This window comes from Kribbella sp. NPDC051620, assembly GCF_044453825.1.
In the GTDB taxonomy this organism is placed as follows: Bacteria; Actinomycetota; Actinomycetes; order Propionibacteriales; family Kribbellaceae; genus Kribbella.
The window spans coordinates 195,640-221,580 of sequence record NZ_JBITDB010000007.1; the positions used below are offsets into that span (position 1 = coordinate 195,640).

Annotated in this window: 22 protein-coding genes and 1 tRNA gene; 5 read left to right on the forward strand and 18 right to left on the reverse strand. The window is 66.8% G+C overall.

The features are described 5' to 3' along the window. Positions 1–399 precede the first annotated feature (399 nt). From ACIA12_RS34185 to ACIA12_RS34195, 3 genes are read right to left on the reverse strand one after another with little or no spacing between them, the layout of a single operon-like run. Positions 400–1,062 carry an anti-sigma factor family protein gene (locus ACIA12_RS34185; RefSeq protein ID WP_396371413.1) on the reverse strand — a complete coding sequence of 221 codons (663 nt, stop codon included), beginning with the start codon at positions 1,060–1,062 and terminating at the stop codon, positions 400–402. Next, positions 1,059–1,568: a sigma-70 family RNA polymerase sigma factor gene (locus ACIA12_RS34190; protein WP_164600137.1), complete on the reverse strand. Its 510-nt coding sequence runs from the start codon at positions 1,566–1,568 to the stop codon at positions 1,059–1,061. Before ACIA12_RS34190 ends, ACIA12_RS34185 begins: the two co-directional genes overlap by 4 nt. Before the next feature lie 50 nt (positions 1,569–1,618). Beyond that, positions 1,619–2,041, reverse strand: coding sequence for a DoxX family protein (locus ACIA12_RS34195; protein WP_396371415.1), 423 nt, complete (start codon positions 2,039–2,041; stop codon positions 1,619–1,621). Positions 2,042–2,253: 212 nt separating this feature from the next. Between ACIA12_RS34195 and ACIA12_RS34200 the strand changes: the two genes are divergently transcribed. The 3 genes from ACIA12_RS34200 (at position 2,254) to ACIA12_RS34210 (ending at position 5,342) form a co-directional block, all read left to right on the forward strand. Continuing rightward, positions 2,254–2,326, forward strand: a tRNA-Lys gene (locus tag ACIA12_RS34200). A gap of 295 nt (positions 2,327–2,621) precedes the next feature. Next, positions 2,622–4,229, forward strand: coding sequence for a tyrosine-type recombinase/integrase (locus tag ACIA12_RS34205; protein ID WP_396371416.1), 1,608 nt, complete (start codon positions 2,622–2,624; stop codon positions 4,227–4,229). Between the two features lie 672 nt (positions 4,230–4,901). Then, the gene (locus ACIA12_RS34210) at positions 4,902–5,342 is read left to right on the forward strand and encodes a hypothetical protein (RefSeq protein WP_396371417.1); all 441 of its coding nucleotides are present in this window, start codon (positions 4,902–4,904) and stop codon (positions 5,340–5,342) included. Positions 5,343–5,488: 146 nt separating this feature from the next. Here the strand turns inward: ACIA12_RS34210 and ACIA12_RS34215 are convergent, their stop codons facing one another. The 3 genes from ACIA12_RS34215 to ACIA12_RS34225 form a co-directional block, all read right to left on the reverse strand. After that, positions 5,489–5,917, reverse strand: coding sequence for a hypothetical protein (locus ACIA12_RS34215; RefSeq protein ID WP_396371418.1), 429 nt, complete (start codon positions 5,915–5,917; stop codon positions 5,489–5,491). Between the two features lie 75 nt (positions 5,918–5,992). Then, positions 5,993–6,760 (reverse strand): DNA-processing protein DprA, encoded by a 768-nt coding sequence (locus ACIA12_RS34220; protein WP_396371596.1) that lies wholly within the window; start codon positions 6,758–6,760, stop codon positions 5,993–5,995. Between the two features lie 103 nt (positions 6,761–6,863). Then, a complete protein-coding gene (locus ACIA12_RS34225) occupies positions 6,864–7,520 on the reverse strand; it encodes a hypothetical protein (protein WP_396371419.1) in 657 nt (218 codons plus the stop codon). Positions 7,521–8,248: 728 nt separating this feature from the next. On the opposite strand from ACIA12_RS34225, the gene ACIA12_RS34230 reads away from it, so the two are divergent. Next, entirely contained in the window at positions 8,249–8,476 is a 228-nt protein-coding gene (locus ACIA12_RS34230; protein WP_396371420.1) for a hypothetical protein, read from the forward strand. A gap of 385 nt (positions 8,477–8,861) precedes the next feature. On the opposite strand, the gene ACIA12_RS34235 is transcribed toward ACIA12_RS34230, so the two are convergent. Then, the gene (locus ACIA12_RS34235) at positions 8,862–9,161 is read right to left on the reverse strand and encodes a hypothetical protein (protein WP_396371421.1); all 300 of its coding nucleotides are present in this window, start codon (positions 9,159–9,161) and stop codon (positions 8,862–8,864) included. 360 nt (positions 9,162–9,521) lie between these two features. Here ACIA12_RS34235 and ACIA12_RS34240 point away from each other — a divergent pair, with 360 nt between their 5' ends. After that, positions 9,522–10,418 (forward strand): hypothetical protein, encoded by an 897-nt coding sequence (locus ACIA12_RS34240; protein WP_396371423.1) that lies wholly within the window; start codon positions 9,522–9,524, stop codon positions 10,416–10,418. A 708-nt stretch (positions 10,419–11,126) separates the two neighbouring features. On the opposite strand, the gene ACIA12_RS34245 is transcribed toward ACIA12_RS34240, so the two are convergent. The 11 genes from ACIA12_RS34245 to ACIA12_RS34295 all read right to left on the reverse strand — a co-directional run bounded on the left by ACIA12_RS34245 (position 11,127) and on the right by ACIA12_RS34295 (position 25,929). Beyond that, positions 11,127–11,999: a hypothetical protein gene (locus ACIA12_RS34245; RefSeq protein ID WP_396371424.1), complete on the reverse strand. Its 873-nt coding sequence runs from the start codon at positions 11,997–11,999 to the stop codon at positions 11,127–11,129. Positions 12,000–12,327: 328 nt separating this feature from the next. Then, positions 12,328–13,206, reverse strand: a complete 879-nt coding sequence (locus ACIA12_RS34250) for a bifunctional DNA primase/polymerase (protein ID WP_396371425.1) — start codon at positions 13,204–13,206, stop codon at positions 12,328–12,330. 32 nt (positions 13,207–13,238) lie between these two features. Then, the gene (locus ACIA12_RS34255; protein ID WP_396371426.1) at positions 13,239–13,637 is read right to left on the reverse strand and encodes a hypothetical protein; all 399 of its coding nucleotides are present in this window, start codon (positions 13,635–13,637) and stop codon (positions 13,239–13,241) included. Between the two features lie 5 nt (positions 13,638–13,642). After that, complete coding sequence (locus ACIA12_RS34260) at positions 13,643–14,482, reverse strand: hypothetical protein (RefSeq protein ID WP_396371427.1); 840 nt, start codon at positions 14,480–14,482, stop codon at positions 13,643–13,645. 52 nt (positions 14,483–14,534) lie between these two features. Beyond that, a complete protein-coding gene (locus ACIA12_RS34265; protein WP_396371428.1) occupies positions 14,535–14,810 on the reverse strand; it encodes a hypothetical protein in 276 nt (91 codons plus the stop codon). Positions 14,811–14,900: 90 nt separating this feature from the next. Then, a complete protein-coding gene (locus ACIA12_RS34270; RefSeq protein ID WP_396371429.1) occupies positions 14,901–16,685 on the reverse strand; it encodes a DNA cytosine methyltransferase in 1,785 nt (594 codons plus the stop codon). Between the two features lie 6 nt (positions 16,686–16,691). Further along, positions 16,692–16,856 carry a hypothetical protein gene (locus ACIA12_RS34275; RefSeq protein ID WP_396371430.1) on the reverse strand — a complete coding sequence of 55 codons (165 nt, stop codon included), beginning with the start codon at positions 16,854–16,856 and terminating at the stop codon, positions 16,692–16,694. Positions 16,857–17,200: 344 nt separating this feature from the next. Then, on the reverse strand, positions 17,201–18,769 hold the full coding sequence (locus ACIA12_RS34280; protein WP_396371431.1) for a hypothetical protein: 1,569 nt from the start codon (positions 18,767–18,769) through the stop codon (positions 17,201–17,203). A 26-nt stretch (positions 18,770–18,795) separates the two neighbouring features. Beyond that, the gene (mobF, locus tag ACIA12_RS34285) at positions 18,796–23,451 is read right to left on the reverse strand and encodes a MobF family relaxase (protein WP_396371432.1); all 4,656 of its coding nucleotides are present in this window, start codon (positions 23,449–23,451) and stop codon (positions 18,796–18,798) included. A 238-nt stretch (positions 23,452–23,689) separates the two neighbouring features. After that, positions 23,690–25,171: a DUF2637 domain-containing protein gene (locus ACIA12_RS34290; RefSeq protein ID WP_396371434.1), complete on the reverse strand. Its 1,482-nt coding sequence runs from the start codon at positions 25,169–25,171 to the stop codon at positions 23,690–23,692. Then, the gene (locus ACIA12_RS34295; protein WP_396371435.1) at positions 25,168–25,929 is read right to left on the reverse strand and encodes a hypothetical protein; all 762 of its coding nucleotides are present in this window, start codon (positions 25,927–25,929) and stop codon (positions 25,168–25,170) included. Before ACIA12_RS34295 ends, ACIA12_RS34290 begins: the two co-directional genes overlap by 4 nt. Positions 25,930–25,941 lie beyond the last annotated feature (12 nt).

Below are 25,941 nucleotides of genomic sequence, written 5' to 3' on the forward strand. Positions count from 1 at the left end.
GAGTTCTGAGGAGGAAACACAGGAAGGCCCCCGGGAGCATCCGGGGGCTTTCGTGTGTAACGACGTCGGGGCGCCTCGAGCGACGGACGAGAACCCCGCCCCAGGCCTTCGGGCGGTTAACCTGGGGCAGGATTCTCAGTGGCGTTACACACGGTGTATCGCTGGTCACGGTCGCGGTGTTACAGGTTTTGCCGAGATTCCTGCTGGAGACCGGTTTTTCCTGCGGCGCAGGGCGGCAGCCCCGGCGCACGCCTCTGAACGCCGGGGCCTGGAATGACCAATCTCTCGAGCGACCAGCCGCTCCTAGCTCCCTGGTGCCCTTTCGAACCGTGGTCAATCAACTACCGGGTGGTTGGTGGCAACCAGTTTCGGAAGGTGCCGGTTTCGGAACGCGACGGTTCAGAAGGCGACGGCGAGCAGCACGCGGCCCGACTCGGCGCCGCGGATGTCGAGTCCCTTGATCTGGTCGCGGCGCAGCTTGGTCGTGGTGGCCGGCTTCACGGTCGTACCGGGTGCTGCCGTCCAGCTCGCGAGCAGTGTCGCCTTGCCGGCATCGTCGGTGACGTACAGCTCGTAGCCGCGAGCCCGCTCACTCGGCGTCGCCAGCTCCTCGTACCGGCAGCTGATCTCGATCGTCGTCCCCCACGGCTCGTCCACCAGCCTGGCATCGGCGGTCAGCTTGCTGACTACCGTCTGCGCGAGCACCACGGTGTCACTGGTGGGCTCGTCTCTGCTGAGCGTCCCCTGGAACACCACGCCGGCGACCGCTGCGGTGGCGGCCGTCGCAGCCACCACCACAGCCAGCCGGTACCGCCTGCGCCGCCGGTCCCGTTGCACAGTGCGCACCAGGCCCGGCAACAGGTTCGGCGGTGGAGCGGTGAGCGTGGCCAGCGCCCGGTCGTCCGGCAGTACCGCCAGAGTCCCCGGTACGCCGGCCAGCGCCTTGATGTCCGCCGAACACTCCGGGCAGGTGTGCAGGTGCTCCTCGTAGGCCCGACGGTCCTCCGCCGACAACGCCCCGAGCAAGTACGCCGCATCCCACTCCCGGTACGGGTCGCTCATTCCTTCGTCACCCCCCTCTCCTGCAGCGCCAGCTTCAGCGCCCGCAGCCCGTAGTGCAGCCGCGACTTCACCGTGCCGGCCGGTATGTCGAGCTCCTTGGCGATGTCGGTGACCGTGCGCCGGCCGTAGTACGCGCGCACGATCACCTGCCGATGGTCGTCCGACAACTGAGCCAGCGAGTCCGATACCAGCCAGGCGTCCAGTACTGCGTTGGCGTGGTCGGCGCTGGGTCGTTCCGGCAGGTCGTCACTGGCCACCTCCCGGGTGACGCGGGCACTGCGCCGGTCGTCGATGACGAGATTGCGCGCCACCGTGAACAGCCATGCCCGGGCGCCCGCCTCGTCCTCGGTCAGGATCTGCGGGCGCCGCCACGCCCGCAGCAGGGTCTCCTGAACGACATCCTCGGCGAACCTGTCGTCTCCGGTCAGCCGGACGACGAACCGCCACAACGAGGGCGCGTGCACGTCGTGCAGCTCCCGCAGCAGCGCCGCGCGGTCGTCGGCCATCGGCACTCCCGTCCAGTCGTCGTGCGGCTCATCGTCCGGCCTTCCCGGGGTCACTCAGCCGCAGCTGCCAGCTGCCGCGCCTCCTGCTGCTTGAACACCGGCAACCGCTCCAGCGCCCAGACACCGGACCCGAAGAACGCGATCAGCAGGAACGCGAACGCGAACAACGCCGGCTTCTCGCCACCGTTCTCGACGGGGAACAGCCCGCCAGGCTGGTGCACGGTGAAGTACGCGTAGGCCATCGAACCAGAGCACAGCAAAGCGGCGTACCGGGTCCCCAACCCCACCATCACCAGCGCCCCCGCGACAACCTGGATCGCCGCCGCCCACCACCCCGGCCAGGTGAACGCTTCCACCTGCTTGGACCCCAAGATCCCGAACATCGACGCCACCCCATGGGTAGCGAACAAGAACCCCACCACAATCCGGAAAACAGCCAGTACCTGCTCCTGCCAGCGCTCCAGCACACTCATCACTTGCTCCTCACGGTGAACGGACGGGTCCACGCACCCCCACCACTTGGTCACGTTCTGGGGGTGCCCTCACCCCCAGAACGGCCCACCACCCCATCCGGTTCAACCGCACGTGATCTTTTAACTACCCTCCGAAACCACCAAACGCGCTGGTCTACCCCAACCCATTCGCGATCCACCCCCCACACCTGCCAGACTGTCCCCAACACCCAGGGCCTCTAGCTCAATTGGCAGAGCAGCGGACTTTTAATCCGCGGGTTGTCGGTTCGAGTCCGACGGGGCCCACCCCGCAAAAGTGGCCTCTGACCTGCGCAAACAGGTTAGAGGCCACTCTGCTGAGCGCCTCTCAGGGTCACTGGAAAGAGCAGCGTGACACGGTTCGTGACACAAATGCCCCTAAACTTGCCTCATGATGCGGTCGAACGGTCAGAAGAAGCGGCAGGGCGGGAGCGTCGACGAGCTACCCAGCGGCGCCTTCAGGGTGCGCGTCTACGCAGGCACGGACCCTGTCACCAAGAAGCCCAACGTCCTGACCGAGACGATCCCGGCCGGCCCTGATGCCGCGAAGCTCGCGGAGCAGATGCGGATCAGCCTGCTGAACCAGGTGTACGAGAAGCGCAATCCTCGGACCAAAGCGACGGTCAACCAACTCCTTGACCGGTACCTCGTCGAAGCCGAGCTGGAGTTCAGCACCCGCGACAATTACGTCGGCTACTCGAAGAAGCACATTCGCCCGCTCCTCGGGGAGACGAAGGTCGGCGCGCTCGACGCGGGCGTGATGGATTCTCTGTACGTCGAGCTCCGGCGATGCCGCGATCACTGCAAGAAGACCAAAGGGCAGACCGACCACCGGACGGTTCGCGAGCACGAGTGCGATGACCGGTGCCGGCCACACCAGTGCAGACCGCTCGCCGCGTCGACGATCCGACAAATCCACTTCATCCTCCAGGGTGCTCTCAAGGCGGCCGGCAGGTGGAAGTGGGTGACGAACAATCCGATCGCCGACGCGGAGCCACCACCAGCACCGAAGGGCAATCCGCGGCCGCCGTCAGCCAAGCAAGCCGCGCGCATCATCAACGAGGCATTCAAAGACCCCGACTGGGGTGCACTCGTCTGGCTCACCATGGTCACGGGCCACCGCCGCGGGGAACTCTGTGCCATCCGGTGGGCACACCTCGATCTCGACCACGGCGTTCTCCACCTGGAGAAGGCCATCGGCCAGCGAGGCGCGAAGAAGTGGGAGAAGGACACCAAAGCCCACCAGGACCGGCGGATCACACTCGACCTCGAGACTGTCGAGATCCTCCGCGAACACCAAACCCGATTCAAGACCCGCACATCTGGTTTGGGACTTGAACTGCGAGACGACGCCTATGTCTTCTCGCTCGCTCCTGACGGCTCAAGGCATCTGATCCCGGACTCTGTCGGGCAGCGATACCGCAAACTGGCTGAGCGCCTGGAGATCAAGACCACCATCCACAAGCTTCGGCACTACTCGGCCACCGAGCTAATCGCCGGAGGCGTGGACATTCGCACGGTGGCCGGCCGCCTGGGCCATGGGGGTGGTGGAACAACAACCCTTAGGGCCTACACCGCCTGGTCCTCAGAAGCAGACCAGCGAGCCGCAGGAACCCTTGCGACTCGAATGCCCGCCCGCCCGACGACGGCCGCTCCAACGATCGAGTTCCCCGATCTTGAGCCGACAAGCCCCTACGAGCACCTCGCCGTCGCGCTCAGAGACCAGATCATCGCCGGCACCTTCCAGCCTGGCCTCCCCTTGCCGCCGGTCAAGCAGATCGGGGCCGACAACAACGCATCCGCCGGCACCGCTCAAAGAGCCGTGAAACTCCTTGCCGACTGGGGCCTGGTCGAGCTCAACCCCGGCCGACGGACGATCGTTAAGTACACGGCAGCCACGCCGGTGGCGCCCGCTCCAATCTCGATCTCGCTACCCCCCAGCGTCGAGGCGACAACCACGTCGCTAGACCTTGAGGTCCGCCAGCTCGGCGAAACTGTCACGAAGTTCCGAGCTGATGGAAACCCAGACAGCAACGCAGATCTGCGCGGCTTGCTCGTCGGAGCGATTCGAAGAAGCGGCGGAGAGCTGGCTGAGATCGGTGACTACGAGCTTGTTGTGCGCCTCGCGGGATCGACCGACCCCGTGACAACCTTCGTAGCCACCAAGTAGCCCAAGCTCAGCTCAGCCTCGACGACTGAGAGGACTCCGGCACTCCCTATAGGAGGGTTCCGCTGCAGCGCCGCTACCGCTAATCGCAACGGCCACCGCCCAATGTCGGTGCATTGGCAGACGGCTAAGCGCGGCCCGCGTGTCACTCCCCGAATTAGCGTCGGCGAGGCCCCACCCTGGCAGGTGTGCCCGACCAGCGGGCATCGTCGCGGTGCGTTAGCTGCGGCGTCGTTGAGGTCATGCGGGAGGAACATGTCAAAGAAGAAACGCAAGCCACCCAGTAGGAGACGGCGGCAGCGTCCGCCGGACAAGACTCCGAAGGCGCGCATCCACGTGACATTGCGGTTGCGGTTGTATACCTGGGTCAGGCCATGGCAAGCAGGTTCCCAGGCATACGCCGCGCTCCACGTCACATCACTCGCGTACCTGTACTTCCAACTCAAGAACCACTAGGCACTCAAGGCTGCAAGTCATCTGTGAACTTGGCTTGCAGCCTTGAGCGTATACCCGCTTAGCGTCAACTATCACCAAGGGCATAGGGCGTGTCGCCACAGCCTGTACCAGCGAGACACCCCCGGATGACACCACTTGAAGCGACCGGCGTACAGCTGGCTAATGAGCGTGACGATGTCGTCGAGAAACTGTCGGCGAGGGCTGGGATCGTGCTGTGGTATGGAGATCAGCGAGGAGTTGCGGTCGTCGATTCCGCCGGGCAACGTGCAGGTGCCGGTGGATGAGTTCTGTGAGTTCTGGAGTCGAGCAGATAGGGAGTGTCTGCGGCTGATCGGGGCGAACCGGCCCGGGGAGTTGGCGTGGGAGTCGTCTTACGCCTCCGGGGTGTTGGGCACGGTCAGGTGGTTGGCGGCGGCGCAAGACCGCCTCGGCCCGGAGCAGGCTCCGTTCGTCCCGCTGTCAGGCACGCCCGCCGGCCGAGCGACCCGTGACTCGATCGGTTTCATGCGGGATGAGACGACCCGGATGTTGGTGCTGTTCCCGGACGGGTTCAAAACCGACAGCATGCCGCCTCGGCCCGGATACCTGGAGGGCGTCCAGGACGCGTTCGAGTGGGCTTGTGCCGGCGGCCCGGCGCCACGTCTTGGAGTACCGCGATAGCTGACCCACAGTCGGTCGCGCCGTGGCCGCGCGGCCGGCCACCCGCCGTCGTGGTCCAGGCGGCGTGCCGTCTCACCTTCGGCTACCGCATCGTCCCGCTAGCAATCATGGGCGGGACGGTCCGTGCCGCAATCGGGCGATCGCCTCTAGAAGAAGATGCTTCCTATTACAAGGATCAAATTTACTAAGGCGACGAACCCAAGGATCATCAGAGTAACAATGTGGCGTGGACTAAGCGACTTCCGTATCCGCTCGAAGTCTCTTCGGCCAACCAGCCCCTCGCTGGCGGCATCAAATATTGGGGCAATGAAGGCCACCAGTATCGCCAGAGCAAGGAACCAGGTCCACGACTGGGTAAAGAAGTCTCCCGCAACGACTGCCAGAGCGCAAATTTCAACGATTCCGAGCACTAACAATGTAAAGCCTAGATAAACCAGAGTGCTTAGGCGCCAGGTTGGAACATTCTCCCGGCCGATATCTCGAATTCTCGCGATGATAGCTCTAATTTCTATGCCCAACGCAATAGCGATCACCGGAACTACCTGAGCCAGGAGGCTTGCGTACTCGCGACTCAAATTAAAATCCTCAATCACCAATGGCGGTTGGCTAGTGGGCTGCGGTTGACGCATACGTGTCAACCGTGGTCTGACCTAGAGGGGAAGTTCGGCTTGCACGTTCATGGGTTCAGCAAGTGTCGACCGCAGGCGGTCGAGCACCTCCCCGAGCTCATCGACTGACCTCACTGGGATGCCGCCAGCCTTCAATAAGGCCACGTTTCCCGCGGGAGTCTCAGAGCCAAAGTCGAGGACGAAGACAGGACGACCAAGCTTGAGCGCACCTTCCCCCGCGGCGCGAGTTCCCCCTCGCTCTCCAGCCTCAACGACAACCAGTGCGTCACTCAATCCGTAAATGATCTTGTTTCGTGCCATGGCGGCATATGCACCCCAAGGTTGAGTCGGGGGGAATTGAGAAACAACCAGGCAACGACGCGGGTCAAAATCAGATGAGAATGACTGCTTAATCTTGAAATGATTGAATCCTTCGGCAAGGACAATCACCGTATGGCCTCCAGTCCGCAAGGCGGCCAAATGTGTTTCCGTGTCGACGCCCTTAGCGTAGCCCGATACAACTGCCAGATTTCGATAACTAACCGCTTGGCCGCAAGACTGGGCAGCCTTTAGCCCAAGACTGCTCGCAGATCGAGACCCACACATCCCAATCCCGTGGGCTGTCAGCAAGCGCCGCTCACCCCACAGGAACAGGACTGGGGCAACTGGCCGGCCATTGTGAACTAGCGATGCGGGGTAGTCATCGTCCCCGTATAACAGGGCCTCAATAGAACGTGACCGAAGGTCCGCAGCTTGCTCGAACATCGCTGCCTGAGAAAAGGCATCCAGCCCCGACAAAGCGTCCTCCATCCCGGCTCGCCCGTTGGTCCGAAGTTCCTGGGAGATTTTCCCGGGGCTCTGGAACACATGGAAAGCCGTGAGGGCCAGCACTAAAGAGTCCGGTGTCACAGTCTTATCCTCGCATAGTCTTAACCGCGCCAAAGGCAAACACGCGAGCAGCACCAGCTTTTCTTGCCGCTATCGCGACGCCCTGAATACTCTTACCCGACCGGATGACGTCATCCACGATAACGACACTCCCTTCCAAAAGATACGGAACGGCGAAGACGGGAGGCGGGTCATCTGGGTTTTGCACTTCTTTCCGCTGCGATCGAGGGCCACTGGGGCAGGTGGTCAACGCGAAGGGCTGGAGAGTCCGCTGTGAGATCACCTTCGCGAGCTGCTCGCCAAAACTCTGACCATCAGCATTATGCCCAGGAACGGTGACAATGGCCGATGCCCCACTCAGCAATGGATGGCGTTGAATCACAGAAACCATCTTATCAACAAGCTCTCGCCTCGCCTGTGCGCGGGCAACCGCACTACTATCTTTGTAATACTTTGCGCGGTAGACCAATTCCCCTGCCGGTGTATTCGGCCATCTATCGGAGTTGTCCGGTGGGGGAATCTTGTACCAGTCCAACACTAAGGCGTGATCAATTTGCGGTATTTGCCTCAAGATGCGAACCTCCATCAACAAATTGATGAAGGATTCAGCTTCGGCGTAGAGCCCCTCCTGAAAAAGAAAAGCGTGACTGTACTCAGTCCTCAGCTCAGTCGGCACAGCCACAGGCACACAGTGTGGCGACAGGGCTTCCTGTATCTGCTGCGCCGCTCCCACTGGGCCACACAGGTAGACAAGCTGACTCGGCGACTCCGGGCTCTGGGCCGTTTTCACGGCAGTCTCAATCTTGTCGGCTCGCCCGTTACCCACGAACGCAGGCAACTCAAACGGAACAATCGGTACCATCTGCCCCCCTCATCTAGGCTACCCCGAGCCTAGGCACCTACGCCGAAGGTAGCTACGGGTCAAGCTGACCGTTTCGAGAGATCGAACACATGTTCGAAGGTTGCAGATGTGTGCGCCCGCGTCAAGGATGCTTCGATTGACGCTCGTGTCGACTACGGTCCGCGATGATCGATGTAGTGGGGCTCGTCGGCGACTCGCATAGGCAGGCAGAGCACGAGCCGCGGCCGCCGGATGTGAAGCTGGTCAAGGAGCCCGCTGCCCGCCACAGCAGGAGCTATTCGAGGCCGGAGAGACCTCGGGTGGCCTGCGATCAACTGGCGGCCCCGGAGCCGGCTATCTGGCGGCGCGTGACGGGTCCAGTGGTCGCGGCCTCGCCCGAGGCCTTACAGACAGAGTGCCGTAATCGAGCGGCGCTCTGTCGAAGTTATCCACAGGGGCTGCTCGGGCCGCCGGTGCGGGCTGCAAGACTTCTGGTGAACGGGGTACGAGCTCGGACCTACATGCCGAACTTCTTGCGGCCAAGACGCGGCGCGGGTGACGGTGGATGTATGAGCGACGACGCCCCAGTCCCGGTGAGTGCGGTCCGGGTCGGCATAGGCCAGTTCCTGCTGGCAGCCGAGCACGTCGACGTCGGCCTGGTCTTCCTCGCCGACGGCGACCGGTTCGAGGTGGTTGGCGAGCCGACGAACATCGGCGGCGATCGCTACCTGGCCACCGTCCGCGGCCCGGCCGGCGATCTAACAGCCCAGCTCATCGTAGGGCACCGCGTGAACTAGCCGCTGGCTGGTGCGTCGTCGGCGCTTGGTCGGCGACGGACGTCGCGCGGAGCAAGCCATACGTAGGGCACGAGCAGGCGAGGGTCGGGGCAGGCCAGTTTGACGTGCTGCTGTGTCCACGCGATCGCGGTTGCTCGGACCCACTCCTCTCCGTCGACCTTCCACACAATTCGGGCGTCGACGTCGACGTGATAGGCCGAGGGGAACGGTTGGAGGGACCGGGCCACCGTCTGCGGGGGCCAGTGCTCGTTGGTGACCGCTTGGTCAGGGACCTTCTCCCGGTGAAAACCAGCCGTGGTGTGCCCGCCCAGCCACGGTCGCCGTTCGGGCGACTGGCCAATTGGCGGTGGTGTTGCGCGTCGTCGTCCTCGTGCCACGGTACGAGCTAGGCCCCCGCCGGGGTGGCGGCGTGGAACTCGGCTGCCAAGGCAGCGCCGAACGCTGCCAGGTCCGGGTCGGCCGGGTTCGTGGGGTGGCAGTTGACGCCCTGCCACGACCACAGCTTGCCACCGGTCGGAGTGAGACCGCCGGGCGCGTAGCCGAGGGCCCAGCCAGCGCCGGCTGGGCTGGTGTGGCGCATCCGCTGGGCGGCTTTGACGTGCGCGCGGAAGTCGGACTCGTAGAAGACCTGGCCGTGACCTGGGCCGCCGTCGAGCTTGATCGTGGGTCCTTCACCTGGTGGCATAGCGCGCTGCCTCCAATTCGGCTCGAGACGGTGCCTGTGGATCCAGTGGCCGCAGGTAGCCCGAGGCGAACCACATCTCCACCGCGCCGGTGTCACGGGCATTCGGGACGTACACGACACGGGCCATCCAGTCCCCGGAGTTCGCTCGTCGCCACTCCAAGATCAGTCCTGGCCAGGGACCGCGCTCGTGCGCGGTGGCAAGGACCCAGCAGTGCCGGCGCGCGATGTCCGACGCCGGATCCCGTGGATACCACGTAGTTCCGCCCACGACACCCAGGATAGAACATGTGTTCGGTTAGAGCGCAAGCCATCTGTCCTTACGTCTGGACTATCAAAGGCCTTCCGGGGCACTGTGGAGAGGTGGATCTCGACACGGTGGCCGTGGAGCTGTACGGCCTGACACCAGACGAGTTCACCGCTGCCCGCAACCAACTGGCCAAGCACGCCGACGGCGCAACCGCCGCCGCGATCAAGGCACTACGGAAACCGACGCTCTCGGCATGGCTGGCCAACCTGCTCGTCCGGACCGACCCGGACGGCGTCAACACGCTCACCGAACTCGGTGAGGATCTGCGCGCTGCCCACCTGTCCGCGGACGGAGCTCGGCTCCGCGCCCTGACTCCGAGGCGCCATGCCCTGGTCAAACAGCTAGTCGCTTCGGCCGGGAAGGAGGCTAAGCAGCTCGGCAGGACCGTGACTCCTGCGGTCGCGGACCGCCTTACCGAGACCCTCGATGCAGCACTTATCGATCCCGGCGCCGCTCAACTGCTGCGCACCGGTCAGTTGACAAGCGCGCTGCGACACGTCGGGTTTGGTGTCGTGGACGAAAGCGGCCAGCCTGCCCGGCTCGCCCCGCTGAAGCCCCGCGCCGTGCGCAGCGCGCCGGCCAAGAAGACGAGCAAGAAGACCGCCAAGGTAGCGGCAGCTCCGGACCGGTCCGGAGCTGAGCTGGCATTGCAGCGTCGCCGGGCAGAACTCCAGGCCCGCGCGAACGAGGTCGAGACCGACTACCGCGAGGCAGAGCAGGAGCGCGCCGACGCTGAAGCCGCGCTCGACGCCAACCAGCACGACCTCGCAGACCTGCAGGCCACGATCGACCGGTTGGCCGACGAACTGGAACAGGCCAGGCGCCAACTGCAGTCCACCCAGCGCGAAACATCAAGCCTTGAACGCGCTCTGGCCAGGGCCACCCGTACCGCGGCGGTGGCGCAGCGACGAAGGGATGCGCAGCAGCAGCGGCTCGCCGACTTCGGCTAGTTGACTGAACTGTTCTGTCTGCTGGTTCGCGCGCTGCGCAAGCGAAAGGGCTCGAGTCCAGCGCCCTGGCCACTGCCGTGTGCTCGGACGAGACGCTCTGGCCCGAAGGCTTGTCCCTGCCCGCGAGCCTCCGGTGCACAAAGACCAGTTGACTCGAGGCCTTTGTGTTGCCGGGATCGGATCATCGCCGGGTGCGCGGGTTACATGCTCCTGCGATCATTCCCGAGGTTTTGGTGCGGTCGGCTTCGATCCGGGCAATCCGGCCACCTGGCCTGGTGCTACACAGCCTGGCTGCTGGTCGACTTCGTCGACGTCGCTACAGAACGACCTGGTGGCTTTGCGGAGGCGACACGAGCCGTCCTCAGCTCAGAGGACTAAACACGCGCGACGCGGATCCAAGCGTCTTATCGGTCGCGATCGAAGCTGAGGAAGATCAACGCGCCTACCCACACCCACGCCACAACCCCCGGGGGCGACTACTCCAGGCCGCCTCTAGCCTCCTGACCCAATCGACTCAGCTCGTTGTCGGGGCGGGTGCCGACACCGCACGCCCAGGAACGCGCGTACCGACGCCCAACACCCGACCACGGATCACGCCTGACCACGCCTCGACCACCCGCCCGTGGAGCACCCCGGCCGACATCGCAGAGCTCAGCCCCTGCGGCGGCCGGCCGGCCGCCGCCTCCGAAACCGCCAGTCCCGCCGACGTCACACACGCGACTTGGTAGCCTCCCCGGACCCCGGACCGCCCTCGACAGGATCGGGCCCGGCTGAAGGCTGCTCCGGCGCGCTCTGCTTCGCCTGGTCGACCCCGGCCTCGAAGGAGAGCGATGCACTCTGCGCGACCAGGACGACGGTGCACAGGATCAGCCCGGCCCATACCTGCCAAGGAGAAATGGACGCACCGGGGTCCGTGACTGGCAGGAAAGCTGCCCGAACCTCAGCCACGATCGTCAACCCCAGACAGGTGTAGGGGTAGATGGTCCACCGCGAGATCCATCGCGAACTCGCCTCCGCAGATCCTGCACTCCGCCTTCGTGTCGACCCCATCCGCCACATCAGGGAACACAGGACAAGTACGCACAGGGGTAGCGCCCATTCGGCGACGAGGAGCGCGTCCGAGAATCCGCTCACCCGAGGCAGGTAGTTGCCGTCCTCCAGCTTCCACGGTGTCGAAGCGACGTCCAGTGCGGCAGTCGAGAGAAACAGTATCGTCAGCGGTGGCCCGACGATGATGATTATCGCCCGGACGTGCGGCACAACACGCGGCACGCCGGCATGACTCACCAGATGGACAATTGAATACAGCAGGCAGAAAATGGCGAAGGCGAACGTGATTCCGCCGAGAAACTCCTCACTCGCCGCTCGCCCCTGAACCAAGGAGCAGCTTCGCTCGCCACCCACCACCGAGTATGCCAGCGTAGAGATCAGCAAGGACAGGAAGGCGCAGGTCAACGACACGAGTACATGAACGTCGACCACATCGTCGACATCTCGTGACGCCGCCGAAGCCCGCCGATGAGCACCTTGCAGCACGAGCGTAATCGCCGCAAAGGCGAAGCCCGCGAGAACACCGGTCATAGCTGAATAAAGCCCAGCCGTAGCCGAGAAATCGAACGTCAACGACTTGACATCACAAACCACCCCGCACCCCCGCATTCCCCCCCAGGGCACACATTCCCCCACGAAATGTATCTCCCCCACACCCAGCCCCCTTATCGCCCACCCACCCCAATCCGTTACACCCCGTCAGCAGCCAGCAACAATCAAACGCACGATCCCGAGTCGATTGCCGTGAAAGATCGGCCGGCCCGTCGCCGGGCGCCACGGCCGACCTAGCACGCCGCCCTGTGCGCGACAAGACGGCACGGGCTGCGTCGTTTGCAAGGCTTGCACGACGAGTACCCGGTCAGCGTCGTGTGCGTGGGTGGCGGGCTCCTGCGGTCAGTCCAGAGGTGATGGTGCGCTCGGCCTCGTTCCTGGGCAGACCGATCCGGCCGGCCGCTGAGATCAGCTCGTCGCGGGTGATGGCTTCGTCGAGCATGTCCGCGCCGACGAGTTGGCCGAGCGCGAACGCTGCGGCGTTGAGAGCGTGGTTGCGTCGGCCTTCGGTCGCTGTCAGGAGCTTGTCGAGTTCGCCGGTCAGCGCCACCATCGCATACGCATCGCTGTGCCTGGGCACAGAAGCAGGCTCGTGTCTTGGTTCGGCGTGATCGGGAGCGGTGAGGGTCTGGGCGATCCAGTCGGGCAGAGCTTGCGGGGGCAGGGTGCCGGCACTCGTGTAGTGGCGCTGGCCGATGGTTGATCCGGCGCCGACGACGTAGCCACCGTGGCCGCGGGTGTCGATCTTCCATCCGATCCGCCCGGCGCTGTTCGGGAACTGCTGGTCGCTGGGTTGCCGGAAGTACAGGTGCTGGCCGCCCGATGGCGTGGTGACCGTGTAGGTGGCCGACATGCTCACTGAGTGATCCGCCGCGATCAACGCGAGCACTTCCGCGCCGCTGGCCGCTCCTCGAGAACCCCACTCCACCGGCGGTAGGTCATCGGGCGTCTTGGGCAGGTCGAGATCCACGACCAGCAACCCGGACGGCCCAGTCGCTACACCGATGTTGTACGGCGCTTCTCTCCACGTGCGGGCGATCGAGCGGTGGTCCGTCGTCGCCGCAGCCTCCCAGTCCTTGGCAACAGCGGGCACCTTGCGTCCGGGCGCCAACGGGAACACCGCGAGCCCCCGGTCGGCGTGCCAGTGCGCGGCCCGGCTCAGCATCTGGTGGACAGGATCGGTCACCGGTCGCTGACTGCGGCGCCGGCCAGGCACAGTCACCGGTCCAACCCCATCCCCGGAACGGCAGCGAGCTCGCCGTCGAACAGCAGCAGCAACGGGCCACGATCAACGGGCAATGCGCCGGGTTCGCAGAACGGCCCCAGCTCGTCGTCGGGGCACTCAACCGTCATAGCGAACTGGTCTCCGTCCTCGTTCACGAACAGCAGCCACGGCGTGGCGTGCCGGTCGATCACCACCGCGACGCCGGCGCCCAGGGTCCACTCGATCAGGGTCGTCACGTGCTCTGACGTGGTCAACACCGCGCCAGGTGGGATCGGGAACGGCTCGTGCCCGGCGGCCCAGGCGCTGCCCGGTGCACACGGCCACTCGCTTCCGCACGCGCGGCAGGTGCTGACGTAGGGCGCGCCCACCGCGCCGGGGGTGTTGGTGTCCATGCCGGTCAGCTCCTCGGGTCGTTGCCAGTGTCGGGGGTGCCGAAGCGGGCCAGTTCGGGGACGCGCAGGTGCGGCCAGTGACCATCGACCAAGAGGCGGTCGACGAAACCAGGCGACCAGTCCGGCTTGGCGTCACTGCCGGGCAGCAGCGTGTTCTCTCGGGCGTACTGGTAGAGCCGGCTGGCCACGTCGTCGCCCCAGCCTTCAGTCAGGGCACGATCCTCAGCGCTATCGGGGACGAACCGGACCGTCACCTGGAGCCTTTCGGGGTAGCGCCACGGCTCCCCGGCGCGCAGATCCTCCCACCGTGCCTGCACGACTGCGGCGAACCGGCTCTCGTAGTCGCTCCGGTCGGCTTGCTCCAGCTCGGCCAGGTGGCCGTGCACGTCTTCAAGCTGGTCCAGCTCAGCCACCGTCAGCCGGCCACGCCCCGGTGTCCAGCGGTCACCGAACAGCACCCGCCCGATGTGACTCACGCTGGCTTCGTAAGTCTCATACATCCTCAGGTCATCGAGCTCGTACAGGCTGCTGGCCACGATCTCGATCGGTTCGGTGCGGTAGGTCAGCAGGTAGTCGTCGTCCGCGCCGACGGTGCTGTGCAGCAAATCGGTGACGCCCGATGCCTCCCACGACCCGGATCGCGCGCCGACCACGGCCGACGTGCCGCCGAGGTTGGCCGCGACCGTCGCCAGTACGTGGGTGATGAACTCGGCTCCGTCTCCTGCACGTTGCTCGTTGTTGATCGCGCGGATCGCGCGGGTGATCGCGGTATGGGCGATCTCGAAGTCGTCCGGCTCCGCGGGGTCGTTGCCCTGAGCCTCAGCACTGGTGGGTGGTGTGGTCATCTCGGATTCTCCCTGGTGGGTTGGTGATTTGGGACTGCTGTGTGCTGATCTCTCATTGGCCGGCCTCTTGCCGCCAGCCGTCGGTGTTGACGTGGAACGAGAGTTCTGGACCCCAGTACGCGCCGCATGCAGCGTTGACCCATTTCCGGGCGTGCACGTTGCTGGTGTAGAGGCCGCCGCAGCGGCTCGACTCTGTGAGCTCGGTCATCGAAGACACGAGCCAGCGGTCGCCGGGCGGGGTGACCATGACGCAGAAGTTGCCGGGGTCGAGTTCGGCGAGCAGGTCAAGCTGTACGGCGCTCGCCGGAACTTCCTGTGGTTCAGTCACCGGATCTCCTTGTGTGGTTTGGGTTGCGGGGAGGGCCCGCCGGTCCACGCACGGGCCCTCCCCCAGAGGGTCTGAGTAGTTGGTGTGGGCTTAGGCGGCCGTGTGTTCGCGGTGAAGCACTGCTCGCATCCGGGTACCGATCCATTCGCCGACAGCAGGCGTGACGGCGTTGCCGTAGCCGTCGACCTGGTCGCGGGCTGATCCCCAGACGATGTAGGTGCCCTGGTGGTCGCCGAAGTCGGGGTCGAAGCCGCAGCCTCGGCCGATCTCGTGGGGCCCCATCATCCGGAACTGAAGGTCCTCAATTGGGCTCTCGGACAGTGTCTGGTGCCACTCGGCGAACACGAGTGCGGTGGTGTCGCGAGATGTCAGCGAGCCGAGCGGATCAGTGAGCGGATGCGGTGCGGTCTCAGTGCCGGTCGAACCGTTCTGCTTGTACCAGCTCGCGAACAGCAAGCCGGGGACCTGCTCGGCCGTCACGGTCGGCATCGCCTCAGCGTGCATCGTGGGCGTGGTGTTCTTCCGGAACGGAAGGACGGCACTCGACAGAAGTCCCATCGTCTCCGAACCACCCTGTGTCGGCAACGGATCACCTGCACCGCGTGCGGCCCCCTGGAAGTTGTCAACGGCAAGCAGCATTGCCTGCTCCTGCGTGACCGCGGCTGCTACGGGTGGTGTGATCAAACCCATCGCATTGGTGGCGGTCTGCGCGGGCAGAGGCTGGGAGAAATCGCGGGTGCGGCAGTCAGACCCTGCCCGCTCGAAGGTGTTGCCTGCAACGGCCAAGAGCGCGCCGGTGGACAGAATGGCGGTCTCTTGCTGGCTGGTCTGGGTGGACATCGGCTGCCACGGGTGCCGCTCACTCCCCCGGGTTGCCTTGGCGGGCATGAGCACGGCCGGGAACTCACCGAGCCGTTGACGGGCTCGTTCGATGCGGGCCATGGTCGATGGCGCGAGGGGCTTGTCTCGGTCACCGATCCGGGTGCCCAGGTTGGACAGGTCCAGTGCGGCCAGCGACGGCGTGAACTGCGGCACGACCGGGCGACGGCAGGACACGCAGCCGTACTCGTACTGCTTGCCGTAGGACACCGAGCCGGTCGGCGGGATTCCCGTCTTCCACGACTGGAACGACTCCACCACGGTGTCGCACCGCTTGCACCAGGCCGCCGGTCGGTGCTCAAGATCCGGCTTGGGCAGGTACTTCTTCGTGAATGCCCAGTAGCCGCGATTGCGGGACTGGCCGACGCCGAAGAACATCGAATTCAGAAACAACACCTGGCAGCGGTACTCGAGGAGATCGAACTGCTTCAGCCACCACCGGTACGTCGAGCCGTCGCCGACCTTCTTCTTCCCTGGAACGAGCTTGCCCCACGACTGCAGTTCGGTCGTGCACTCGACGAGGATCATGCGCGGGTGATGGGTCGCGGCATAGTGCAGGACGCAGTTGGCTGTCGCCCGATCACGTTCGGAGCGGGTCACGCGGTCGTCGTAGTCGGGGTCTTCCATGTCGAACAACGTCAGGCCCTCTTCGTAGGCCTTCATCGTGTTCGCGGGAGAGTGGTTCACACACGAGACACCGGCGGCGACGAGATCGGCAGCCGGCAGGTCCCGTACGTCGTGGTAGTCGGAGGAGTCCGGGTTGGCCAGGTCGGCGATCCAGTGCTCGGTGGTCGGGTGGTTGGCCTCGTGGACCTCGACCTTGTAGGAGTTGTGGTTGGCGGCCATGATCACCTCGAACCCGGCGCGCTCGATGCCCTGGGTGAGGCCGCCGAATCCGGAGAAGAGGTCGAGGGCGGTCAGGGTGTCGTGCCGGAACCGGCGCTGCCGGGCCGCTGGTCGGTGCGCCGCCGTACGGGTGCGCTTAGTTGCCATCATCGGCCGTCACCAGCCCGACCGGGAGAAGAGCTTCGTCCGGGTCTTGCGGGCCGGTCGGGGCTTCTCGTGCACGTGCGGGCAGCACAGCGGTCCGCCGCACAGAACGTGCTTCTTCGGGTTGCACCACTTGGGGCATGGGGTGGGGGTTCCGGCGGTCTGCTTCTTGGTCATGGTGTGCTCCCTGGCGCCTGGTCGCTGGTGGGCGTTGTGTTGGCGGCAGCCCCGTTCTTGGGGGCCTGCCGGCTACTGCCGCCTAACAGGCCGTCCAAGAGGCTCCGCGCGAATCGGTGCTGGCCGTTGTCACGTGGTGGACAAGTGCGAGGGAGCGCAGCGACCGGTGAGCGAAGCGAGCGCCGCCGTCCTCCAGGTGAGAACGGCCAGCACCGATTCGGGTGGAGGGGGACGGTCTGTTAGCCGCCCGCCATACCCGCGCCAGGCTGTTCTTGCTCCGGCCCCCTAGGGCCGGGTCGCTCTCCCGCCCGCCAGGGGCGGGAGAGCCTGGTCAGCGCTTCGCGCTACAGACCCGCCGGGCCATCGACCTGCGCCGCGCTCGTGTCCTTGCGGTGCTCGTTTTCTGCCTGTGCTGCGGTGTCGTCGCGGTGCCAGCGCGCCAGCTCCTCATCACGCTCGGTCGCGGATTCCTGCTCCGCGGCGTCGAGCTGCTGCCGCGCCCGATCGACCACACACCGCGCACGCGTCACCGCGACCGCACACGCCGTCGTCTCGGCCACCGCAACCGGCTCATCGGCCACTTTCGCATCGGCCGATTTCTCTACGGCCGGTGCAGCCTCGGCTGCCTTCCTCGACTCCGAAACACCGGAGTTGGCCGCGTCGTCGCTGTTGTCGTTGTGGGTCTCGGCGGCCTGGTCCTCGACCATGCGGGTTGGCTCCTGGCTTTGGTCGGAGCTGGGTGCAGCCCAGTCGCCGTACGGCGGGCGCTCCCGTTCGGCGGTTAGGCCGCCGCTGGCCTTCCACGCGGTCTCCCTGTCCGCATCGGTCAGCGGGTCACCGAGCCAGCCTTTTCCCCGCAGCTCCACACGTACCGGGTCCTCGGTGCCATCGGCGGCGTCGAGGTTCTCGGTGTGGTCGAGGTCGCCGTAGTGAAGGGCGGCTTCGTGTTCCATGGAGTCCTCGAAGTGTTCTTCGATGGACTTCTCCGCGAACTCAGCGCCGTCATCGGACAACGACTCGTCGGCGACGACCTCAGCGGCGACCTGGTGGTCAGTGTCGGCCGTCGCGGCCGGTGTGTCGGTGAGATCGTCGCGCGCTGCAGGGGCTGGGTCCTCGAAGATGACACGGGCGCGGCCGGTGTCTGGATCGGTGCTCAGCCGCACTGTGCTGCCGTCGGTTGCTCCATCACGGGTCATCCGGGCCACGGCCGCGTCGATGTCTTCGCGGCTGTAGGGTTCGCGGCCGGCCTGCCGGGCCTCTCGTAGCAGCTCGCCGTGCAGCGACTCGAGTTCGAGCCACGCCGACGGGAAGTCAGTCTCGACGTCGGCCATCCCGTAGGCGTGCTGCACGGCCCGCTCGATGCCGCGTTCACGCTGCAACCGCGCCCCGGCCTCGTAGTCGCTCTCGTGCGTGGCGCTGCTGGACTGCTGCTGGTCGTTCTCGGTGTGCTGCTCGTCTAGCAGGGCGGGCGCAAGTTGGAGGTCGTAGAGGGCCAGGAGCCGGTCCATGTCCGCCCGCGCTTCCGCGCGGGACTGCTCGATGGACACCTGCCGATCCGGGGCGTCGATCGCGGCGCTCATGGCTGACGACTCGTCATTTTGGGCGTGGTCGCTGATCTGGTCGGCGACGGTCCGCAGCCGACTGGCCGTGTCGAGATCACCGGCCGCGACCATAGCGTCGGCCTGCCGCGCGAGACGACGAATGAACTCGCTGTGCCCAAGATCAGGCGGCGTCCCGTGCTCCATCCAATCGTCAACACTCGCCCACTGGTCCTGGCCGGCCATCGTGGACAGATCGGTTTCTGCCGCTGCTGTCGGGGGTCGGCTGGTGTTTGCTGTGTGCTGCTGAGGCGCTCTGGCTTGTCCGGACGGCTGGGCCAGCATCTGCTGCTGCCAGCGTGGTTGATCGGTCATGGTGTGTGCTCCTTTGCGGTGGGTGGTTAGTCGTCGCGTCGGTCTATGACCAGCGCGGCATCGTGTGTCATCTGCTGTTCGCGGGCACGGAGCTGGTCGTCGGCGTGCCAACGAGCCAGCTCGTCATCGCGGGCGGCGTCGTCCGCGCCGGCGTCGTGGCTTTCGTCGATCGCGTGGCGGTGCTGGACCTCGATCAGCGCTCGCTTCGCGCGCCGGGCCGCCTCGGCGGTCTCGTCTGCGCTCGGCACAGTCGGGGTGTCGGCCTCGGCCACCGGCTGCTCGGTTGCGGCGATCTCGCGGACATCGACTGGAGCGAGCTCCTCGCGTGCCCGATCCATGTCGGCCGCATCGGTGGTGGTCTCGTCGGCCGTGTCGTCGAGATCTGCGCTGGTGTTGTCATCGGCAACGACCTCGGCGTCTACGAACTCGGATTCGTCGAGCTGCTCTTCGGATGCGGAGTCGAGCTGGTCATCGACGAGCTCGGCCTCGACGAACTCGTCACCCGGCTGGGCCTCGGCGTAGTCGCGTTCGCGGGCGTCGGCAACCTCGGCCAGATCCTGTTCGTCGACGAAGCGCCAATCTGCGTCGTCGTGGGTGTCTTCGTGGGTGTCTTCGGCATCCAGCTCGTCGAGGACTTCGGCTGCGGTGGGGCCGGTGTCGGTGTTGTCGATGCCGCGTCTCTTGAGCTCGTACTCGGCGCGTTCACCGGCGGCTTTGGTCTGGGCGGTGTGGGCCAGCCACACCGCGCGGGCGTCGTCGACTGTCTGCAGTTCGGCGGCGCGCAGGTCGAGCGCTTCGGCCAGCGCCTTGGCCTGTTCGGCTTCTTCCCGCATCCGCGCGCGGGTCGATTCGTCGTTGCACGCCTCCGCTTCGGCGGTGCGCAGCGTCGCGGTGCGGCGTTCGCGGTCGGCGTTCTGCCGGGTTCCGGCCAGTTCCTGGTTCACATACGGCGGGGCCCACGCCAGCTCGCGCTGCCAGGCGCGGACCCGGACCCGTAGTTGCCCGTTCGACATCGACGCCTCGGCGTGGTCGGCTTCGGGCCGGCCCAGTGCACGCCAGGCGGTCCGCCACGAGGCGTACGCCTCGACCTGCCCGGCTTTCGGGGGCCGGCCCAGTGCGTCGTCGGGGGCGTCGTAGCCCATGACTTCACGGTGCGCGGCGACCTGCCCGGCGCGGGTGGTCCACTCGTCGCGAGCTGCGCTGTCGGCTGCGGGTGGCGGCCCGAACGCCTCGACTGCCCACTGCGGCTGCTCGGCCGCGACCTGGTGGCCGAGTTCGACGGTGCGGGCGTCGGCTTCGCGTGCCAGGTCGGCAAGGTAGGCCGCCCATTGCGGGTTGTCGACCTGCGGAAGCCGGTCGATGTAGGTGTCCCCGTCCGGGTCGAACGGGCCGGCGTGCTTGATCCGGTCCTGGATGACATAGCTGAGCTTGCGGGCACCGTCGAGGCTGCGTCGCCGGATGGCGTCGGTCAGCACCTGGCGTGCGTCCTTGCCTGCCAGCTCGACCTGCCGCAGCAGGCTGGCCAACGTCCCGGCCCCGTCCTCGGTGGACAGCGCGCTGCGCTGCGCCAGTGTGAGGTCACCGGAGACCGTCAGCTCGTCGAGCCACCCGCTGGTGCGATCGGCGGTCGCCAGCGCGATCCCGTCGGCCAGCAGCTCGGCCGGTGTCCGCAACCGGTTCGCCTCGGCAGCGGACTCGGCGGCTGCCTGCAACGCCGACAGTTGCGGGTCGTCCAGGTCGAACGTTGCCCGCAGCACCGACAACGGCGAGCGTTGCACCGCGTCGTTGGTCTGGCCGAACTCCGACTCCTTGGCCAGGGCCTGGGTGACGACGTGCGCGGTGTTGTTGGCCCGGCCCCTGGTCATCGCGACATACAGCGCGTACAGGGATGTGTTCTGCGTCGTGACCAGATGACTTGAATCGACCGTCATGCCCTGCGATGAGTGCACGGTCGCGGCATAGCCGAGCGCGACGTGATCGCGGACGTACTGCGCGGGCAGAACCAGCGATTCGCCGGGCACCGGGGTGCGGGTGCCCTGGAGCAGTGGCAGCACCCGCAGCGACCCGTCGTCCAGCACGCAGTCCACTTCGAACTCGTCGCGGTTGAACACCGCGCGGGTGTTGCCGCGGTACCCGTTCAGTTGCCACGCGTTGAGCCGGGTCTGGATCAGGTCGCCGCGGCCGGCGCGGTTGCCGGTGCTGTGGAGCGCCACGGTGCGCTCGTCGTCGACCAGTTTGTACTCGACCAGCCGGGCACGGACCTGCGCCGACACCTCGGCGGCTTGCAGGTTGCTGTCAACGATCAGCAACGCGTGCAGGCCGTCGAGGTGGTCGCCCAGCCACGCGTCGATCGCCGAGCGCTGCGCGGACTCGATGTGTCCGCCGTCAAGAATGCGGCCTTGCTTGTGGTACTCGGCCAGCACGGTCTGGTCACCGCTGCGCAGCCGCAGCGACGCCGGACCCTCCCAACCCGCGCGGAAGCGGCGCGTCTCGACCAGCTCGTGGGTCAGTGCGTTCGCGGTGACCAGCTCCATCCCGCCGCCGGCGCCGACGGCGGCGAGTTGGCGGTGATCGCCGACCAGCAGCAGCTTCGCGCCGGCGTGCTCGCACTTGGCGTGGATCTCTGCCAGGTCGCTGGTGTTGGCCATCGCCGACTCGTCGACCACGACGAGGTCACCGGCCCGCAGCCGCCAGGCCTCCCACCGTGCGTCGAAGGTGATATCCATCGCCAGCGACCGCTGGGTGTCGAGCCAACGGGTGATGTTCATCGCCGTCACACCGTCAGCGGCCAGCACCTCGGTCGCGACCTGGGACGCGGCAAGACCCACCATCCGGTGCTGCTGGCCGCCCCACAGGTCCGGGTCCTGCCACGCCTTGGCGAGTGCGCCGACGACGCGGGACTTGCCGGTACCGGCCGGACCGACCAGCGTCTCGACCTTCGCCCCACTCGACAACACCCCGCGCACCGCGGCGGCCTGGTCCGCGCCCAGCTCGAACCCGGCAGCGGCAAGCTCCTTCACGAACAGATCCGTCGCGGCGGTGGTCATCGCCTCCGCGCCACGGGCATAGCCGGCCGAGGCCAGTTTCCGCTCGGCCCGGAGGTGGTCCGGGGTGACGTACCGGGCAGCGCCCGGCGCCTCGTAGGCCGACAGGCCATCGCTGCGCACCAACGCGTCGGGCAGCTCCCCGGCCTGGCCACGGTTCTTCGTGTCGACCTGCTGCGCCATCGCCAGACCGCGCTCGGTCAGCTTGTCCAGCAGCCGGGTCACCCGCGCGGGTCGCACGTTGCCGAGGTTGTCGGGCAGCGCGTCGCTGATCGCGCGGGTCAGGTCGGCCGCGCGCCAGGTGGCGTGCTTGGACTGCACATCGGCCAGCGCCAACTCGAGGACCTTGCTTCTGTTGATCCGTCCGGGCAGCCATTGCCGCTGCCGGGTCGCCAGCACGTCGGCGGCAACCTTGGCCAGTCCCCCGCGCAGGTGGGCGCGCAGCTCGGCGTCCCAGCGCTGCAACCGCGCCTCGTAGGTCTCGCCGTCGTGCGACTTCGCCTTGCGGGTCGCCTTGGTCGCGGTCTCCTGCAACCAGGCGAGTTCGAGGTTGTTCGGCTCGCGGCCCCACTTCTTCTCGAACGCAGCCACCAGCGGCGCGGTCTTCTTCGTGATCGCGCGCCGCCGCTTGCTGAACAAGTCCATGACCGTCTGGTCGACCCCGGCGATCTCGCGCGACTTGCCGTCCGGACGCATCACGAACTGCACCCCGAGTGCCCGCGCGAGGTGCTGCTCCATCACCCGCTCCCCCACCGCCGAAGCGGCGGGCTTGACCCGGTGCAGCGCCTGCCCGTCCAGGGTGCGCCACTTACCGTCGGGTCCCTGGACCCGGTTGAGGATCGCGTTGTGGATGTGCAACTGCGGGTCGTGGTCGCGGCTGTCGTGCTGGAAGAACGACGCGATGGTCAGATCAGGTGTCTTGGCCCAGCGGCCGGCGGCCCCGCCGTGGTGCCCGACACGGGTGTATCCGGCCTTGTCCTGCAAGTACGACAAGGCCGCGTTGTTCCCGGCCCAGATCGCGTCCTCGATCGCCTGGCGGCGCTGACCCCACTGCACCGCTTCGCGCTGAGCGGTGCGCACCGCACCGACGAAGCGGTGCACCGCGGTGCGGTCACCGGACCGGCGTGCACCGGCCAGTGCACCGCGGGCCGCCTCGACTGCACCGAGCGCCTCCACCTCTTGGGCCTCGAACGCTGTGTGCAGCACCGTGATCGACTTCTGCGGCGAAAACGTCGCATCGAAGAACGACACGTTGCTGCGCACCGATGCACCCGCTTCGGCCCGCAACTCCTCGCGGCGCTCCGCGGATGCACCGGGCTCCTTGGCCAGTGCAGCCGCGTACACCTCGGCCTCGGTCTTGTACGCCCGCCCGGTGTGACCAAGCGTGTCGGCCTCCTCCCACAGCGCCGGGTCGCGGAACCGCGCGTCACGCGGGTCCAGGTAGCGCTCATACAGCGCGGTCATGTCCTGGGTGTCGACCTCTCCCGCCAGGCCGAACGCCTCAGCACCGCGGCCGAACCAGCGCCCCGGCGGCTCGCCGGCCGCGACCGCGCCGGTGTAGTAGTTCTCCCGCCCGGTCGCAACCGACCCGGTCAGATAGCTCGCGGAATGACCGCTCTGCATCCCCATCACAGCCATGCCGCACCACCTGCCGTGACCGGCCGAGCCAGCCCCTGGGCCGCCGAAGGCGGCAGGCCGTACCGACGACGCGAAGCGGAGTCGGGGCTCCACTTGATCGTGATGCATGGGTGTGCATGATCGATCTTTGGGGTTGGGTTTGTGCTGCTGGCTGTGGCGAGGACTGTTGTTGACGTGCTGGGTGCTGAGGTGATGGCTTCTTGCTGAGTGATGGTCGATTGCTCCTTGCTGTGTTCGGTCATCGGCTGCTGCTCGTTTCGAGATCGAGGTCGGTGGAGTCTTCGACTCGGGTTTCGGTGAGGTCGTTGGTGTCGGCTTCCCCGGCCGCTGCGAGGAGCAGCAGTTGGCCGCGCGTCTGCTCAGGGGCCTCCCCCGCCCCCTCGGCCGTGGCGGCAGAGTCGGCCCACCCCGCCGCCTCCTGAAGCCGCTTGGCGCGGCCGAAGCCAACCGCCGTACCGAAGGCCTCCTCGGTGGCGCGGCGGATCTCGCGCTGGCTAAGGGGTGCACCGCCGTGCGCGGCGGCGTGCCGCTGCACCACCGCCAGCAACTCGTCGTCGCTCGGCTTCTCGACGACGAGCGCAGCAGCCTCGGTGGGGTTGTCGGTGCGGTGCGGTGCGTGCACCGGTGCGGGTGCACCGCGACCGGCCTCGGTGCACTCCGATGCGGGTGCTTCGGTGCGGGTCGCGGGCGGCATCGGTGCGGTCTGCGGTGCGGTGCGGAGTGCACCGATCAGGAACGCGACCAGCCACAGCGGTGCACCAGTGACCTCCGGTGCCCGATCCGAGACGGCATCGGGTACGTCGCCGGTCACCGGCGAAGCCGGGTTGACGATGGTGAGGCCGAGTGCGGCCGAGTCGACCAGGCCGAGGAGTTCACCCGGCGTCAGGCGGCCGGCGGCCGGGAGCAGCGCTGCCAGTTCGCCGGCCGACAGCAGGCCGTCGCGAATCGTTTGCAGGCACGCCGACCGCGCGGCCCTCGCCGGGTCGAACGGCCACAGCTTGTAGCTGGGGCACAGCGTCGCCAGCCGCGACGCCATCCGCACGACCTGCTGAACCAGCGCCCGCGCCTCGGCCGGGTCGTCCGCGCCGGTCCGCGACAGGTGCAGCCACACGCGGGTCGTGATCACCGGCGAGGTGAACCAGGTCAGCGCCGACAGTCGCGGCTTCGCGGGCTGCGCCAGCTTCATGTGCAGGCGCAGCAGATGCGCGAGCATCTCGACCAGCACCGCGTAGGCCAGCGGCGCGAGGGCGTGCGCCAGAGCGTCGGCGATCCCGGTGGCGGTGTCGATGTTCAGCCAGACCGTGCCGCCGATGAACACATACGTCGTCACGAGAGCGCCGGGGATCCGCCAGCCGCGCGTCAGGGCCGCGAGCCGCAGCGCGGTGCAGGCGATGATCATGCCGTCGGCAACCAACGGCACCAGCGGGCTGTCGAACTTCTCCGACACCGCGCCGAACGACCGGGCACCGCCGATCCCGGCGACGCCGAGCGCGGCCATGATCGCGACCACGATCAGCACGCGGCGGGTCGTCCACCGGCCCGACTCGACCGCAGTAGATACGGCGCGAACAGCGCGGCGGGTCACCCACACCACAGCCGCCACCAGCGCGGCGATCGTCAATAGACCGGCGCCGCCGGCGACCAGCATCGGGCCTGTGACCTGGTCCGGCGCCCAGCTCGGCAGGTCGATTGCCGACAGGGTGATCAGGGGGTTGTTCATCGGTGTCCTCCAGCCGTGTCGGGCACAGCGGACAAGCCCGTGCGGCCGGCGCGGATCTGCTCAGGGGTCGGTGCGGGGCCGGTGTCGCCGCGGTCGTCTGCCCACCAGGTCACGAACGGGTTGGCCTCGGTCGCCAGCGGCACCACCACCGCGCGAGTGGAGGCGTTGTCGCGGTGCTCCAGCACGTTGCAGCCCGCCGCGTACTCACCGACCCGGCGGGAGACGCCCGGTCGCTGCCGGTCGTGCCAGTCGCCGACGAGCTTGTTGCAGGCCTCATCGCCTTGGTAGGCGGCCGACCAGGCGTCCATCAGCCACAGCAGTTCCTCGACGACCTCGGGGTGCCACAGCCAGCACGGCGGCAGTGACTCACGCGCCGTCGCGTAGCGCAGGTAGATGGACTCCATCCATGGCAGCAGCTCGGCCAGCACCGTCTCGACGGCGGCCACGTCGCCCTCGGGCAGCCGCAGCCACGAACGCATCGGCTCTGGGCCGCCATCGGACTCGGCGTCGTCGCCGGTGCTCTTACCTGGCCGGGCGGGCTTGGTCAGCCGGGCCAGCATGTCGTCGAACGCCGCGACCGTGTTGCCGAGCGACGCGACTGCACCTTCCAGGCTCTTGACGCGGTCCTTGGTCGCGGCCTGGTCGACGCCCCGCTTCAGCGTGTACACCTCGCGCTCGATCGCGTCGAGCTGGCGGGCCAGCCCGGCCGTCGCCGCGAGCGCGGCGGTGCCGGGGTCCTTGTCGTCGTCGTACTGCATCAGTCCTCTTCT

Excerpts from the sequence above, each read along its gene's own strand:
- ACIA12_RS34245 (WP_396371424.1), bottom strand. The coding sequence starts at position 11,999 with ATGACCGGTGTTCTCGCGGGCTTCGCCTTTGCGGCGATTACGCTCGTG.
- ACIA12_RS34185 (WP_396371413.1), bottom strand. The coding sequence starts at position 1,062 with ATGAGCGACCCGTACCGGGAGTGGGATGCGGCGTACTTGCTCGGGGCG.
- ACIA12_RS34230 (WP_396371420.1), top strand. The coding sequence starts at position 8,249 with ATGAGCGACGACGCCCCAGTCCCGGTGAGTGCGGTCCGGGTCGGCATA.
- mobF (WP_396371432.1), bottom strand. The coding sequence starts at position 23,451 with ATGGCTGTGATGGGGATGCAGAGCGGTCATTCCGCGAGCTATCTGACC.
- ACIA12_RS34290 (WP_396371434.1), bottom strand. The coding sequence starts at position 25,171 with ATGAACAACCCCCTGATCACCCTGTCGGCAATCGACCTGCCGAGCTGG.
- ACIA12_RS34195 (WP_396371415.1), bottom strand. The coding sequence starts at position 2,041 with ATGAGTGTGCTGGAGCGCTGGCAGGAGCAGGTACTGGCTGTTTTCCGG.
- ACIA12_RS34220 (WP_396371596.1), bottom strand. The coding sequence starts at position 6,760 with ATGGAGGACGCTTTGTCGGGGCTGGATGCCTTTTCTCAGGCAGCGATG.
- ACIA12_RS34205 (WP_396371416.1), top strand. The coding sequence starts at position 2,622 with ATGCGGATCAGCCTGCTGAACCAGGTGTACGAGAAGCGCAATCCTCGG.
- ACIA12_RS34275 (WP_396371430.1), bottom strand. The coding sequence starts at position 16,856 with ATGACCAAGAAGCAGACCGCCGGAACCCCCACCCCATGCCCCAAGTGG.
- ACIA12_RS34235 (WP_396371421.1), bottom strand. The coding sequence starts at position 9,161 with ATGCCACCAGGTGAAGGACCCACGATCAAGCTCGACGGCGGCCCAGGT.
- ACIA12_RS34260 (WP_396371427.1), bottom strand. The coding sequence starts at position 14,482 with ATGACCACACCACCCACCAGTGCTGAGGCTCAGGGCAACGACCCCGCG.
- ACIA12_RS34280 (WP_396371431.1), bottom strand. The coding sequence starts at position 18,769 with ATGACCGATCAACCACGCTGGCAGCAGCAGATGCTGGCCCAGCCGTCC.
- ACIA12_RS34295 (WP_396371435.1), bottom strand. The coding sequence starts at position 25,929 with ATGCAGTACGACGACGACAAGGACCCCGGCACCGCCGCGCTCGCGGCG.
- ACIA12_RS34190 (WP_164600137.1), bottom strand. The coding sequence starts at position 1,568 with ATGGCCGACGACCGCGCGGCGCTGCTGCGGGAGCTGCACGACGTGCAC.
- ACIA12_RS34270 (WP_396371429.1), bottom strand. The coding sequence starts at position 16,685 with ATGATGGCAACTAAGCGCACCCGTACGGCGGCGCACCGACCAGCGGCC.
- ACIA12_RS34255 (WP_396371426.1), bottom strand. The coding sequence starts at position 13,637 with ATGGACACCAACACCCCCGGCGCGGTGGGCGCGCCCTACGTCAGCACC.
- ACIA12_RS34210 (WP_396371417.1), top strand. The coding sequence starts at position 4,902 with ATGGAGATCAGCGAGGAGTTGCGGTCGTCGATTCCGCCGGGCAACGTG.